Source organism: Oceanicola sp. 22II-s10i (assembly GCF_002210105.1).
Taxonomy (GTDB): Bacteria; Pseudomonadota; Alphaproteobacteria; order Rhodobacterales; family Rhodobacteraceae; genus Pseudooceanicola.
The window spans coordinates 123,571-137,212 of record NZ_AQQU01000003.1 but is presented as its reverse complement, the minus strand read 5'-3'; the positions used below and the strand labels follow the sequence as shown (position 1 = coordinate 137,212).

11 protein-coding genes are annotated in these 13,642 nt (G+C 68.3%); 7 read left to right on the top strand and 4 right to left on the bottom strand.

The window, feature by feature from the left end; genetic code table 11:
• Positions 1–23: 23 nt before the first annotated feature.
• Positions 24–1,409: a hypothetical protein gene (locus tag ATO6_RS10785; protein WP_088624006.1), complete on the bottom strand. Its 1,386-nt coding sequence runs from the start codon at positions 1,407–1,409 to the stop codon at positions 24–26.
• 211 nt (positions 1,410–1,620) lie between these two features.
• Here ATO6_RS10785 and ATO6_RS10780 point away from each other — a divergent pair, with 211 nt between their 5' ends.
• The 7 genes from ATO6_RS10780 to ATO6_RS10745 all read left to right on the top strand — a co-directional run bounded on the left by ATO6_RS10780 (position 1,621) and on the right by ATO6_RS10745 (position 10,510).
• A complete protein-coding gene (locus ATO6_RS10780) occupies positions 1,621–3,669 on the top strand; it encodes a hydantoinase/oxoprolinase family protein (RefSeq protein WP_088624005.1) in 2,049 nt (682 codons plus the stop codon).
• 130 nt (positions 3,670–3,799) lie between these two features.
• Positions 3,800–5,554: a hydantoinase B/oxoprolinase family protein gene (locus tag ATO6_RS10775; RefSeq protein WP_088624004.1), complete on the top strand. Its 1,755-nt coding sequence runs from the start codon at positions 3,800–3,802 to the stop codon at positions 5,552–5,554.
• 90 nt (positions 5,555–5,644) lie between these two features.
• The gene (locus tag ATO6_RS10770) at positions 5,645–6,634 is read left to right on the top strand and encodes a nitronate monooxygenase family protein (protein ID WP_088624003.1); all 990 of its coding nucleotides are present in this window, start codon (positions 5,645–5,647) and stop codon (positions 6,632–6,634) included.
• Between the two features lie 210 nt (positions 6,635–6,844).
• Positions 6,845–7,183 carry a GIY-YIG nuclease family protein gene (locus ATO6_RS10765; RefSeq protein WP_088624002.1) on the top strand — a complete coding sequence of 113 codons (339 nt, stop codon included), beginning with the start codon at positions 6,845–6,847 and terminating at the stop codon, positions 7,181–7,183.
• Between the two features lie 388 nt (positions 7,184–7,571).
• Positions 7,572–9,401, top strand: coding sequence for a dihydroxy-acid dehydratase (ilvD, locus tag ATO6_RS10755; RefSeq protein WP_088624000.1), 1,830 nt, complete (start codon positions 7,572–7,574; stop codon positions 9,399–9,401).
• Between the two features lie 5 nt (positions 9,402–9,406).
• Entirely contained in the window at positions 9,407–9,742 is a 336-nt protein-coding gene (locus tag ATO6_RS10750) for a TfoX/Sxy family DNA transformation protein (RefSeq protein ID WP_088623999.1), read from the top strand.
• 63 nt (positions 9,743–9,805) lie between these two features.
• Positions 9,806–10,510: a dimethylsulfonioproprionate lyase family protein gene (locus ATO6_RS10745; protein ID WP_088623998.1), complete on the top strand. Its 705-nt coding sequence runs from the start codon at positions 9,806–9,808 to the stop codon at positions 10,508–10,510.
• Between the two features lie 4 nt (positions 10,511–10,514).
• Here ATO6_RS10745 and ATO6_RS10740 read toward each other — a convergent pair whose 3' ends face one another.
• The 3 genes from ATO6_RS10740 to ATO6_RS10730 all read right to left on the bottom strand — a co-directional run bounded on the left by ATO6_RS10740 (position 10,515) and on the right by ATO6_RS10730 (position 13,635).
• Positions 10,515–11,192, bottom strand: coding sequence for a nitroreductase (locus ATO6_RS10740; RefSeq protein ID WP_088623997.1), 678 nt, complete (start codon positions 11,190–11,192; stop codon positions 10,515–10,517).
• A 127-nt stretch (positions 11,193–11,319) separates the two neighbouring features.
• Positions 11,320–12,426, bottom strand: coding sequence for an acyl-CoA dehydrogenase family protein (locus ATO6_RS10735; RefSeq protein ID WP_088623996.1), 1,107 nt, complete (start codon positions 12,424–12,426; stop codon positions 11,320–11,322).
• A 15-nt stretch (positions 12,427–12,441) separates the two neighbouring features.
• Positions 12,442–13,635 (bottom strand): acyl-CoA dehydrogenase family protein, encoded by a 1,194-nt coding sequence (locus ATO6_RS10730; RefSeq protein WP_088623995.1) that lies wholly within the window; start codon positions 13,633–13,635, stop codon positions 12,442–12,444.
• Positions 13,636–13,642: the final 7 nt, after the last annotated feature.

The following is a 13,642-nucleotide window of genomic DNA, read 5'->3' as shown; positions in this document are numbered from 1 at the left end:
TGTCCAGAAAATTGCCGCGCGGGTCATGCCCCGCGCGGCGAAGCGAGCAGCCAGAGCCCGAAAAGCGTGTAGGCGATCATGAAAGCGGCAAGCGGCAGTTGCGACAGCAGCGCGCGGCGCCCGTCTCCGTAGAGCCGCAGCGCGAGGACATGCGCCATCAGGATCGCCAGAACGTGCCCCAGAACCACCGTCCCGGCCTGCGCGAGGAAGATCACCTGAACGGTGGCGCGCGTGTTGAAGAACCCGGTCGTCACGTGCCGCGCCTCGATCCCCAGCAGGTGCCAGCCCTGCCGGAACGGGTCGTTGAGGTAGAGCGCCAGGTACTGCCCCTCGACCAGCATCGCGGTCAGGTAATGCGCGACGTGGTAGGCGATGGCGATCGGGAGGATCGTCGGCGCAAAGACGCGGAACGCATGGGCCAGCCCGCCCCGGCCGGCGCCGCCCTCCTCGCCCTCGGCCAGTATCATCCCCGTCTGCAGCGTGGCGGCAAAGACGGCGACCAGCAGCCCGACGGACAGGAACAGCCCGGTCAGCGTCTGGATCGTGACCGCCGAACGCCCGGTGAACTCCAGCGGGTTCATCCCGATCCGCGCCAGCCACCAGAAGGTCTCGTTGATGCCGTCGAAGCTCCCGATCCCGAGCAGCGCGATCATGACGACCGCCAGCGCCATCGGCGGCGCGGGCCGCGCCATCCAGCGCCATCCGGGCAGCCCCAGCGACCGCCGCCCTCGCCTCCGGCCGACGGGGGCCAGCCCGGCATAGGCGCGCATGAGGATCGTCAGCGCCTCGGCGCTCAGCAGCCAGCGCAGCCCGAAGATCAGCGTGCCCGCCATGTGAAACGCCCAGTAGCCCCCCGCCGCGAGCGCAAGACGCTCCGGCGCGGCCGGCGCGATGTCGGCCAGCAGGAAGGCGGCGAAGGCCATCAGCGACACCAGCCCCGGCCAGCGCCCCAACCCGCGCGGATAGTTCAGCCACGCCCGCCGCCCCGCCAGCGCCCAGAGGCCGGTCCACGGATTCAGCACGCGCCAGATGTCGCCGACAACCGCCTGCAGCGACACCAGAAACAGCCAGAACCCCGTCCAGACCAGCAGCGGCAGCGCATTGATCGTCGGGTCTTGGCTGCCCGTCCGCCCCATCCACAGCGCGCAGAGCAGCACCAGCAGGCTGAGCAGGCTCGGCCAGGGTCTCCGCCCCCTGCGCCCGACACGGTGCAGGGGCACGGGCCGGAAAATCGCCTCGGCCCGCCGGGCGGGCAGCAGGGCCATCAGCAGAACGGTCACGGCAACGGTCGCCACGCCCCCCGCGATGTAATGCCCGGTCGGCAGCAGCAGCACGAAGGCGCCTTCCGACGTGTGGGCCAATGCCCGTCCGGGCAGCAGAAGACCAAGGAAGATCAGGACAATGCGCATGTCCGCATCATCCCCGTTCCCGCCGCCGGTGCCAGAGACAAATCGTCCCCTGCTTCTTCTGGTCACAAATACTTCGGGGGTCCGGGGGCAGAGCCCCCGGGGGTCGACACCGGTACCATCGGTCGATGCCAATGACACCGGATGAAACCCCGGATTGACAGCACCCCCGCCCCGCGCAAATCATTTGCATACCAACAAAGCGAGGCTCCCCATGTCCGATCAGGTCGTCGGCGTCGATGTCGGCGGAACCTTCACCGACCTGATTCTCATGGACCCGGCCACCGGCGCCGTGCGTCTGGCCAAGGTGCCGACCACGCTCGACAACCAGGCGCGCGGCGTGATCGCGGCGCATAACGAGGCCGGGGCCGATCTGTCCCGCGTCGGGCTGATCGTGCACGGGACCACGACCACGACCAACGCGGTGCTGGAGCGCAAGCTGGCCCGGACCGGGCTGATCACCACGGCGGGCTTTCGGGACGTGCTGGAACTGGGCCGCAGGACGCGCCCGCAAGCCTACGGAATGAAAGGCGAATTCCGCCCCGTCATCCCACGCGACCTGCGGCTGGAGGTGCCCGAGCGGATGGACGCGCAGGGCCGCGTCGTGACACCGCTGGACGAAAACGCGCTGGCGGCGGCGGCGGAGCGGCTAATCGCGGCGGGATGCGTCTCGGTCGTCGTGCATTTCCTGCACGCCTACGCGAACCCCGCGCATGAACTGCGCGCAGGCGAGATTCTGGCCCGGCTCTGGCCGAACGATCACGTCACGCTGGGCCACGCCCTGTTGTCCGAAAGCCGAGAGTTCGAACGCGGGGTGACGGCGGCCGTCAATGCCTCGGTCCAGCCGCTCCTGGAACGCTACGTGTCCAGGCTCGCGGGAGAATTGCGGGGCGGCGGCTATCGCGGCGACCTGCTGGTGATGAACGGGAACGGCGGCATGGTCTCGGCCTCGCGCGTCGCGCGGGAGGCGGCCAAGACGGTGATGTCGGGCCCCGCGTCGGGCGTGATGGCGGCGGCGGTCACGGGGCGCGCGGCGGGGATGGAGGACCTGATCACCTACGACATGGGCGGCACCTCGACCGACGTGGCGCTGATCCGGCGGGCGCAGCCGGCGGTGTCGAACGAGATCGAGGTCGAATACGCGATGCCGATCCACGTGCCGATGGTCGACGTGCGCACCGTGGGTGCGGGCGGCGGATCGATCGCGCGGGTGAACGCCGCCGGTCTGCTCGAGGTCGGGCCGGAGAGCGCGGGCGCGGTGCCGGGGCCGATCTGTTACGGTCGTGGCGGCGAAGCCCCGACGATTTCGGACGCGAACCTGATCCTCGGACGGCTCGATCCGGGCCGGCTGAAGTCCGTCGAGGGCGGCGTGACGCTGGAGCATGTGCGGCGTGTCTTCGATGAGAAACTTGCGCGACCTCTGGGGGTTAGCGTGGAAAGCTCAGCCGAGGCCGTGGTGCGGATGGCGAATGTGAAGATGGCGGGCGCGATCCGGATGGTCTCGGTGTCTCTGGGCGCCGATCCGCGCGATTTCGCCCTGTTCGCCTTCGGTGGTGCCGGGCCGCTGCATGCCTGCGCGCTGGCGCGGGAATTGGGGGTGCCACGGGTGCTGATCCCAGCCCGGCCGGGGATCACAAACGCGCTCGGCTGCGTGGTGGCGGACCTGCGGCATGACTTCGTCACGACGGTGAACCGGCCGCTCGACACGCTGGACATGAACGAACTGGCCCGGGTGCTGCGGGCGCAGGAGGCCGAGGGGCGCGCGTTGGTCGGCAGGGAGAGCGTCGCGCTCGACGGCGTGCGCGCGATCTGGTCGCTCGACATGCAGTTTCTGGGACAGACACATATGTTGCGGGTCGATCTTGATGTCCCGGAGGTGACGCGGGAGGCCCTGCAGGCGCGGTTCGAAGAGGTCTACTGGAACCGCTTCCGGGTGCGGCTGGAGACGATCCGCGCGGTCGTCGTGAACGCCAATTGCTCGGTCATCGGTCAACGCCCCGCGCTGGATCTGTCGACGCTGATCGACCCGGAGGGTCGGCTGGATACTGTCGCGGCGGCGCTGAGGGAGCGGCGTCAGGTGATGTTCGACGGTGTATGGCACGACACCCCAGTCTACCGGCGCGAGGCGCTGCCCCTCGATGCGGTGATCGAGGGACCGGCGGTGCTGGAACAGATGGACACGACGATCCTGATCCCGCCGGGCGACCGGGCCGCGGGAGACGGGATCGGGAACATCGTGGTGACGGTCGGAGGGGCGGTGTGATGGGGTCGGGACACGTCTGTATCATGTCGATTGCGCTTCGGTCTCGCGCCGAATTTAGCGTCCATGCAGGGCTCGCTGCTTCATCACCATGTGTATCGAGAGTTGAACCCCGCCCTGCGGAGGGCCGGTCATGACGCTAGATCCGATCACCCTGTCCGTCATCCAGGCGGGGCTGCAGCAGGTCTGCGACGAGATGGACCTCGCCTTTTCCCGCGCCGCCTTCTCGCCCGTGATCGCCGAGGCGAACGACCGGTCCGACGGCATCTACGCCACCGACGGCGCGCTGATCGCGCAGGGGGCCGGCGGCCTGCCGGTCTTCGTCGGCGTGATGCAATATTCGACGCGGGTTCTGGTGGAGCGGATCCGCGACGGGCTGACCCCCGCGCCGCAGCCGGGCGACATCTATATCGTCAACGATCCCTACCTCGGCGGCACGCACCTTATGGACGTGCGGTTCGCGAAACCGTTCTACCGCGACGGCGAGATCTTCTGCTGGCTGTCGAACACCGGGCACTGGCCGGATACCGGCGGCGCGGTGCCGGGCGGGTTCTCGGCCTCTGCCACGAGTGTCGAACAGGAAGGACTGCGGCTGCCGCCCGTTCGGCTGTTCAAGCAAGGCGTGCTGGACCCGGAGATCTACGCGATCATCTGCTCCAACATCCGGGTGGCGGATCAGCGGATCGGCGATGTGCAGGCGCAGGCCGCCGCGCTGGAGGTGGGCGCGGAAAGGCTGACCGCCCTGCTCGACGGCTACGGTGACGACACGGTGCGCGGGGCCATCGCGGAGCTGCGCGCGCGGGCGGCGCAGCAGATGCGCGCCTTCGTGGCGCAGATCCCCGAGGGGCGGCACGAGAGCGTGGCCTGGGTGGACAGCGACGGTGTCGTGGACACGCCGCTGGCGATCCGGCTGGCGGTGACGCGCGCGGGCGACGGGCTGGTCTTCGACTTCGCCGGATCCTCGCCCCCCTGCACCGGGCCGATGAATTCGGTCATGGCGACGACGCTGTCCTCGGTCTACCTCGCCATGCGGCACATATTCCCCGAGGTGCCGATCAGCGCGGGCGCGTTCGAGCCGCTGACGGTGACGGGGGTCGAGGGCACCTTCCTCGACGCGCGCTATCCCCGGCCCGTGTCGGGCTGCGCGGCGGAGGTGAGCCAGCGGATCGCGGAGGCGGTCTTTGCCGCGCTGGCCCCCGCCCTGCCCGACCGCTGCACGGCCGCCCCGGCGGGCACCAGCGGGAACTTCGCCCTCGGCGGGCACGATCCGGAGCGCGGGCGGGATTTCGTGATGTACCAGCTGTCGGGCGGCGGCTACGGCGGCAATGCGGATCACGACGGGCTGTCGAACGGGTGCTCGACCATCGGGATCTCCAAGGCGCCGCCGGTGGAGATCATGGAGCAGGCCTTTCCGGTGCTCTACCACCACTACGCGCTGCACGAGGGGTCGGGCGGCGCGGGTGCGCAGCGGGGCGGCTTCGGGCTGGACTACGCGCTGGAACTGCGTCGGGGCGCGGCGCGGGCGAGCTTCGTCATGGATCACGGGCGGGTCGGGCCGCAGGGCGCCCTTGGCGGCGGCGATGGCGGGGTGAACCGGGTGGAGGTGATCCGGGACGGCGTGGCCCATGTGCCGCCGCACCTGTCCAAGGAACAGGACATCCCGCTGGGGCCCGGCGACGTTGTCCATGTCAGGACCCCCGGTGGCGGGGGCTGGGGCGATCCGGCGACCCGTGATCCCGAGGCGGTCGCGGAGGATGTGCGGCTTGGCTACTATTCCGCCGAGGCGGCGCGGACGCTGTTCTCGGTCGTGCTGGATGCCGATGGCGGGATTGACGTTGCGGCGACTCGCGCGCTTCGGACTGCCACGGACGGGAAACCGGCGAACTAGCGATTGCGCCTCCGGTCCGGGCCGATAGGGTGGTCGCGATCGCCGCCGGAATGTCTTTCCGCATGGCGAATGACCAAGGGAGGACCCTGAATGACCGTACCAGCCGTGCTGGAAAAGCTGCGCATCCCGCTGATCGGCAGCCCGCTTTTCATCATCTCGAACCCCGACCTCGTTCTGGCCCAGTGCAAGTCCGGCGTCGTCGGCTCGTTCCCCGCGCTGAACGCGCGCGAGAAGGAGGGCGAGGAGATCGAGCTGGAGAAGTGGCTGGTCCGGCTGAACGAGGAACTCGACGCCTACAACCAGGCGAATCCGGACGCCCCCGCCGCGCCCTACGCGGTGAACCAGATCGTGCACCGCACGAACGCGCGGCTGGAGCGGGACGTGGAGCTTTGCGTCAAGCACAAGGTGCCGGTCTGGATCACCTCGCTCGGCGCGCAGGAATGGGTCTACGAGGCCGCGCATTCGGTTGGCGCCATCGTGCTGCACGACATCATCAACGACATGTTCGCCCGCAAGGCGATCTCGAAGGGCGCGGACGGGCTGATCGCCGTTGCCGCCGGGGCCGGCGGTCACGCCGGGGCGCTGTCGCCCTTCGCGCTGGTGCAGGAGATCCGGGAGTGGTTCGACGGGCCGCTCTACCTGTCGGGGGCCATCGCCAAGGGCGATTCGCTGCTGGCGGCGCTCGCCATGGGGGCGGACGGCGGCTATGCCGGGACGGCCTTCATCGCGACCGAGGAAGCCAATGCGGTCGAGGGCTATAAGGAGATGATCACCCAGCACGGGGCGTCGGACATCGTCTATTCGAACCTCTTCACCGGGGTTTGGGGGAACTACCTGAAGCCCTCCATCGCGCGGGCCGGCATGGACCCGAACGCGCTGGAGCAGGCCGACCCGTCCAAGATGAACTTCGGCTCGGGCGAAGGGTCGAAGGGCAAGCGGTGGAAGGACATCTGGGGGTCCGGACAGGGCATCGGGATGGTCAAGGAGGTCGTTCCGGCGTCGGTGCTGATCGACCGGCTGGCGGACGAGTTCGAGGCGGCGCAGCAGCGGCTGTGCGGACAGCTCGGCTGGAAGAAGTGACGTTGCGCGGGCGGGGCCCGCGCCGCAGGTGGGGGGCGCTGCCCCCCACACCCCCCGGCATATTTCGGGCAAGATGAAGATGGGAGGCCGGGCTTTCCGGGGCCGTCGGCGTCTTGCGGGGATGTCGGACTGGGGGCGCTGCCCCCGTCGCGGCCTGTGGCCGCGACTCCCCCGGAGTTTAGCGGGCCAGATGAAGCAGGGGATCGTGCGATGGTGAGCAAGTCGGAGCGCAAGGCGGCGGTGGCGGCCTGGCAGGAGGTGCCGAAGGCGGCGGGTGTCTATGCGCTGCGCTGTGCGGCCTCGGGCGAGGTCTGGGTGGGCAGTGCGCCGGACCTGGCGACCATCGAGAACCGGGTGCTGTTCACGCTGCGGCAGGGCGGCAATCCGCACCGGTCGCTGCAGGCGGCATGGGATGCGCACGGGGCGGATGGCGTGGTGTTCGAACGGCTGGAAGAGCTCGATCCCGAGACGCCGGGCGTGGCCCGTGCGCGGGCGCTGAAGGACATGGCGGCGCGGTGGCGCGAGCGGCTGTCGGCGGTCGCGATCTGACACATTTCGTGAGCCCGTTTCGGCGGGGCCCTGCCGCCTGAGGCGGCGGCGCCACAGCCCGCGCGGGGACGTGATCTGCGGGGGCTTGCTTTTGTCATGGCCGAAGCGCAGATGCGCGGTGATCGCGGATCAGCCGCGAGAGCAGACAGTGTGACAGAGATCATGACGACCCCCAAAGCCCCGACCGTGCAGCCGCAGCCGTCGCAGCCCCAGCAGGCACAGCCGGCCCCCGCGGCCCAGCCGAGCGCCCCCGCGGCGCCCCGGCAGTTCACCGACTGGGCGGATATCTGAGACGCTGACCTTTCCCTCGGGTCTCAGCACGCGCGGCTTGGGCATGGCCTAGGCCGCGCGTTTCATTTATGGGGGTATCAAGTTCAGGAGGATTGAGATGCCCCATTACCGTTCCCGCACATCCACCCATGGCCGCAACATGGCCGGTGCCCGCGGCCTCTGGCGCGCGACCGGCATGAAGGACGGCGACTTCGGCAAGCCGATCGTCGCCATCTGCAACAGCTTCACCCAGTTCGTGCCCGGCCATGTCCACCTCAAGGACCTGGGCCAGCTTGTGGCGCGCGAGGTCGAGGCGGCGGGCGGTGTCGCGAAGGAGTTCAACACCATCGCCGTCGACGACGGGATCGCCATGGGCCATGACGGGATGCTCTATTCGCTCCCTTCGCGCGAGATCATCGCCGACTCGGTCGAGTACATGGTGAATGCCCACTGTGCCGACGCGATGGTCTGCATCTCGAACTGCGACAAGATCACCCCCGGCATGCTGATGGCGGCGATGCGGCTGAACATCCCCTGCGTCTTCGTCTCTGGCGGACCGATGGAGGCCGGCAAGGTGGTGATCGAGGGCAAGGAACACGCGCTCGACCTGATCGACGCGATGGTCGCCGCCGCCGATGACAAGTACTCCGACGAGCAGGTCAAGGAAATCGAGCAGGCCGCCTGCCCGACCTGCGGCTCCTGTTCCGGCATGTTCACCGCCAACTCGATGAACTGCCTGACCGAGGCGCTCGGCCTGTCGCTGCCCGGCAACGGCTCGACACTGGCCACGCATGCGGACCGCAAGCGGCTGTTTGTGGAGGCGGGGCACCTCGTCGTCGACCTCTGCCGCCGCTACTACGAGCAGGAGGACGTGACCGCCCTGCCCCGCAACATCGCGACCTTCGAGGCCTTCGAGAACGCAATGAGCCTCGACATCGCCATGGGCGGATCGACCAACACCGTGCTGCACCTGCTGGCCGCCGCGATCGAGGGCGAGGTGGAGTTCACCATGACCGACATCGACCGCCTGTCGCGCCGCGTGCCCTGCCTGTGCAAGGTCGCACCCGCCAAGAGCGACGTGCACATGGAGGACGTTCACCGCGCCGGCGGGATCATGGCGATCCTGGGCGAACTGGACCGCGCGGGCCTGCTGCACACCGATGTGCCGCGGGTCGATGCCGCCAGCCTCGGCGAGGCGCTGAAACAGTGGGACATCGCGCAGACGCAGTCCAACTCGGTGCACGAGTTCTACTCGGCGGCCCCCGGCGGCGTGCCGACGCAGGTCGCGTTCAGCCAGGACCGGCGCTACAAGAACGTCGACCTCGACCGCGAGGGTGGCGTGATCCGCAGCAAGGAACACGCTTTCAGCCAGGACGGCGGTCTGGCCGTGCTCTTCGGCAACCTGGCCGAGGAAGGCTGCATCGTGAAGACGGCGGGCGTCGACGATTCGATCCTGAAGTTCTCGGGCCCCGCCTATGTGGTCGAGAGCCAGGACGACGCCGTCAGCGACATCCTGACCGGCAAGGTCAAGGCGGGCGACGTGGTGCTGATCCGCTACGAGGGGCCGCGCGGCGGGCCGGGGATGCAGGAGATGCTCTACCCGACCTCCTACCTCAAATCGAAGGGCCTCGGCAAAGACTGCGCCCTGATCACCGACGGGCGCTTCTCGGGCGGCACCTCGGGCCTGTCCATCGGCCACGTCTCGCCCGAGGCGGCCGAGGGCGGCCTGATCGGGCTGGTCGAGCATGGCGACCTGATCGAGATCGACATCCCGAACCGCACGATCAACCTTGCCGTCGACGACGCCACGCTGGCCGCCCGCCGCGAGGCGCAGGAGGCCAAGGGCTGGGTCCCGGCCAAGCCGCGCAAGCGCAAGGTGTCGAGCGCGCTCAAGGCCTATGCGGCCCTGACGACCTCGGCGGCCAAGGGCGCGGTCCGGCAGATCTGACCCAGATGGCGGAGCCTGTCACCGCCATCCGCAACATCGGCCCGGCGACGGCGGAGGATTTCCACCGCGCCGGGATCACCAGCGCCGACGAGATACGGCAGATGGGGGCCGAGGCCGCCTATCTCGCCTATCTCCGCGCCGGGGGCATGCCGCATTTCATCGGGTTCTACGCGCTTGTCATGGGCCTGCAGGGGCGGCCCTGGAACGACTGCGGGCCGGAGGAGAAGGCGGCGCTGCGCGTGGTCTTCGACCGGCTGAAGTCCGAAGCGGCGGGCAGCCGCGCACCGGCGGGGATCGAGAAGATACTGGACGAGATCGGGGTCCGGGCGAAACCCCGCTGACAGGGCTTTGCGCAGGGCACGGGCTGTGGTTTCCTCGGCCGGCACGCAAGACGGACCGGCCCGATGCCCAACGACAGCTCCCCCGCACCCGAAACGATCACCCGCCTGATGGACCGGCCCGACTGGCTGTTCCTGCTGCGCGAGTTCGAGGCGCTCTACCGCTTCGGCTCGGCCGGGGGCAGCCGCCCGATCCGCAGCCACCGGAAAAAGGTGCGCGACACGCTGGCGGCGATCATCGACGCGAACCCCGAGCTGGTCGCACGGGCCCCCCAAGAGAAACCCGTCACCGCCTACCTCAACCGCGCCTTCGACAAGGCCGAGCGCGGGGCGGTCGCCGGACTGGGCCGCGCGCTGAGCCGGGTGGCGGACAAGCTGACTTGGGAATACGGCTACGAGAAGGTGCCGAAGGCGCTGGCGCAGAAATACGCCTATTGCGAGGTGCTGGGGCCGCGCGGACCGGTGAAGGCCGAGCGGCTGATCCTCGGCTTCGTCCTCTTCGCGCCGCGCACCACCTATCCGCAGCATTCCCACAAGGAGATCGAGGAGAGCTACATCTCCGTCTCAGGCGACTGGTCCGAGAACGAGGTTGCGGTGCACGCCCCCGGCTCGTTGATCCTGAACCGGCCCGGCGACGAGCACAGGATCACCACGGCGGAGCTTGAACCCTGCCTGCTGGCCTATGCCTGGGTCGGGTCCGAGGGCAAGCTGGCCGATCCGGGGATGAAGCTGACATCCACCCGCAAGGCGCGGATGGTGCAGGGCATCTGACGGGTCAGTCGAACCCCTGGAAGGTCGCGACCTCCTCGATCGGGCGGCGGAGCGATTTCACGTCGTTGGCCGCGAAATCCTCGTTCGGCCAGCCGAGCGCGACGCAGGTCAGGATGACCTCGTCCTCGGGGATCTCGGCGCTTTCGCGGACCACCGGGGACTGCATGATCCCCTGCCCGTTGATGACGCAGCCCAGCCCCCGGCTCCATGCCGCCAGCACGAGGCCATAGACCGCCGCACCCGCGTCGAAGATCGCGACGGGGCCATGGTCGTTCAGCGACCGGTCGTAGGTCACGACGATGGACACCGGTGCGTCGAACTGGCGGAAGCCGCGCATCACCCAGTCCTGCCGCGCATCGGCGTCGTGCCGTTCGATCCCCATGGCCGCGAACAGCATCTTGGCGATCTCGACCTGCCGGTCGCGGTGGATGCCCTCATACTTGCCGTGGCTCGGAATCTCCCGCTTGGGCGGCACCCCCGCCAGCATCCGCTCGGTGTTCCCCTCGCGCACGCGGCGCAGCGGCTCGCCCGTCAGCACATGCATGTGCCATGGCTGCGTGTTCATCGAGGACGGCGCCCGGATCGCGAGCGAGATCAATTCCTCGATCAGCGCCCTCGGCACCGGTTTGTCCTGAAACCCGCGGATCGACCGCCGGTCGTGCATCGCCTGATCCAGTTCCATCCCTGCTCTCCCTGTAAAACCCGCCGGGGGCGGATCACCCCGCCCCCTGCTTCATCTGGCCCGATAAACTCCGGGGGGAGTCGCGGCCCAACGGGCCGCGGCGGGGGGCTGGCCCCCCTCCCCGCTATCAGGCAGCCAACCCGCCCGCGGCGCAGAGACGATCCATGTGGAAGTCCCGGTCACCCCATGCGATTTCCAGCATCGTCAGCCGCTTGAAGTAGCGCCCGATGGAATATTCCATCGTCATGCCGACACCGCCGTGCAGCTGGATCGACATCTGGCCGACAAAGCGCGAGCTGTCGCACATCTTGACCTTGGCCGTGGACATGGCGAGATCGCGGTTTTCCTCGTTCTCGTCCTCGCACATCAGCGCGGCATACATCGCCATCGACTTGACCTGCTCCTTTTCCACCACGGCCTGCGCCGCGATGTGCTGGAGCGCCTGGAAGGTCCCGATGGGGCGGCCGAACTGTTCGCGGCCCTTGATGTATTCGACGGTCAGGTCGATCGCCTCTTCCATCGCGCCCAACGACTCGGCGATCGAGGCGGCCAGCGCCTTGGCCTCGGCAGAGCTGATGGCCTTTTCGGCCGCCACGCCGCCTTTGAGCTTCTCGGCCGGGGTGCCGTCGAAGGTCAGTTCCGCCGCGCGCTGTTCGTCCTGCGTGCGGTAGCCGCGGGCTTCCATGCCGTCCGCGCCCTTCCTGACCATGTAGATGCCGGTCTTGCCCGCACCGTCCACGGCGGTGACGAAGATCACGTCGGCCTCTTCGCCGAAGCCCACCACGGTCTTGGTTCCCGACAGCTTGCCGCCGTTTTCCTGCGTCTTCAGCGACTCGTCACGCTCGATCATGCCGGGTTCGAGATGCGCATAGGCGGGCACGATCTCGCCCCCGATGATGCCCTCGGCCACCGTGGCGCGCTGCTCGGCCGAGCCCGCTTTCAGCAGTTCCGGCGCGATCACCATCGCCTCGAGCCAGGGCTCGACGGTGATGGCGTGGCCCATGGCCTCGGCCACCAGCATGGTGTCGGTGGCCGTGCCGCCAAGCCCGCCCTCGTCCTCGGAGAACGGCAGGGCAAACAGGCCCATCTCGGCGTAGCTCTTCCAGACGGCGGGATCGAACCCGCCGTCCATGGCGACGTATTTCTTGCGTTTCTCGAAATCGTAGCGGTCGTTCAGGAAGCGGGTCAGGCTTTCCGACAGCATCCGCTGTTCGTCGTTCAGTTCGAAGTTCATTGTGTTGTCAGTCCCTTACAGCCCGAGGATCGCCTTGGAAATGATGCCCTTCTGCACCTGGTCCGAGCCGCCATAGATCGAGGATTTACGGAAGTTGAAGTAGTTCGGCGCCGCGCGCACGGTCCAGTCCGGACCGACCAGAGCGTTGCCGCCCTCGTCGTCGATCCAGGGAGCCGCCTGCTCGCCCGCCGCTTCGACGTAGAGCTCGGTCATGCGCTGCACCATCTGCGCGCCCTTGATCTTGATGACCGAGGTCGCCGGATCGGGCTTGGACTGGTCCGCGCCGTTGGCGATGCCCGACAGTACGCGCATCACGGTCATTTCCAGCGCCTTCAGTTCGATCTGCGCCTCGACATACTTGTCGCGGAACCGCGGATGATCCCAGAGCGGCTTGCCCCGGACGATCCGCTTCTGCGCGATCTCCTTCAGTTCCTTCAGCTTGGCCTGCGATGCGCCGACGCGCGGCGCGCCGAGGCGTTCGTTGCCCAGCAGGAACTTGGCATAGGTCCAGCCCTTGTTGACCTCGCCCACCATGTTTTCGGCCGGCACTTTCACGTCGGTGAAGAAGACCGAGTTGATCTCGTGCCCGCCGTCCATCGTCTGGATCGGGTGCACCTCGACGCCGGGCGACTTCATGTCGATCAGCAGGAAGCTGATGCCTTCCTGTTTCTTGCCCTCGTTCGAGGTCCGGACCAGCGCGAAGATCCAGTCGGCGTGCTGCGCCAGCGTGGTCCAGGTCTTCTGCCCGTTGACGATCCAGTAGTCGCCTTCCTTGACCGCGCGGGTCTTGAGGCCGGCAAGGTCAGAGCCCGCACCGGGTTCCGAGAAGCCCTGGCACCACCAGTCGTCAATATTGGCGATGCGGGGCAGGAAACGCTTCTTCTGCTCCTCGTTGCCGAACTGGATGATGACCGGCCCGACCATGTTCACGCCAAAGCCCAGCGGATCCGGCGCGGGGGCGCTCTGGTTTTCCTGCTGGAAGATGTACTGCTGGGTCACGGTCCAGCCCGGCCCGCCCCATTCCTCGGGCCAGCGCGGGGTCGCCCAGCCCTTCTTGTTCAGCGTCTTCTGCCACTGAACGGTCATTTCCTTGGTCGGCGCGTTGCCGAGCTTCATGTATTCGCGGGTCTCGTCGGGCAGGTTTGCGTCGATGAAATCGCGCACCTCCTGCCGGAACGCTTCCTCCTCGGGGGTGAATTTCAGTTCCATATGATGT

What these genes read in the sequence shown, in the direction of transcription:
- ATO6_RS10785 (WP_088624006.1), bottom strand. Translation starts at nt 1,409, where the DNA reads ATGCGCATTGTCCTGATCTTCCTTGGTCTTCTGCTGCCCGGACGGGCA.
- ATO6_RS10780 (WP_088624005.1), top strand. Translation starts at nt 1,621, where the DNA reads ATGTCCGATCAGGTCGTCGGCGTCGATGTCGGCGGAACCTTCACCGAC.
- ATO6_RS10775 (WP_088624004.1), top strand. Translation starts at nt 3,800, where the DNA reads ATGACGCTAGATCCGATCACCCTGTCCGTCATCCAGGCGGGGCTGCAG.
- ATO6_RS10770 (WP_088624003.1), top strand. Translation starts at nt 5,645, where the DNA reads ATGACCGTACCAGCCGTGCTGGAAAAGCTGCGCATCCCGCTGATCGGC.
- ATO6_RS10765 (WP_088624002.1), top strand. Translation starts at nt 6,845, where the DNA reads ATGGTGAGCAAGTCGGAGCGCAAGGCGGCGGTGGCGGCCTGGCAGGAG.
- ilvD (WP_088624000.1), top strand. Translation starts at nt 7,572, where the DNA reads ATGCCCCATTACCGTTCCCGCACATCCACCCATGGCCGCAACATGGCC.
- ATO6_RS10750 (WP_088623999.1), top strand. Translation starts at nt 9,407, where the DNA reads ATGGCGGAGCCTGTCACCGCCATCCGCAACATCGGCCCGGCGACGGCG.
- ATO6_RS10745 (WP_088623998.1), top strand. Translation starts at nt 9,806, where the DNA reads ATGCCCAACGACAGCTCCCCCGCACCCGAAACGATCACCCGCCTGATG.
- ATO6_RS10740 (WP_088623997.1), bottom strand. Translation starts at nt 11,192, where the DNA reads ATGGAACTGGATCAGGCGATGCACGACCGGCGGTCGATCCGCGGGTTT.
- ATO6_RS10735 (WP_088623996.1), bottom strand. Translation starts at nt 12,426, where the DNA reads ATGAACTTCGAACTGAACGACGAACAGCGGATGCTGTCGGAAAGCCTG.
- ATO6_RS10730 (WP_088623995.1), bottom strand. Translation starts at nt 13,635, where the DNA reads ATGGAACTGAAATTCACCCCCGAGGAGGAAGCGTTCCGGCAGGAGGTG.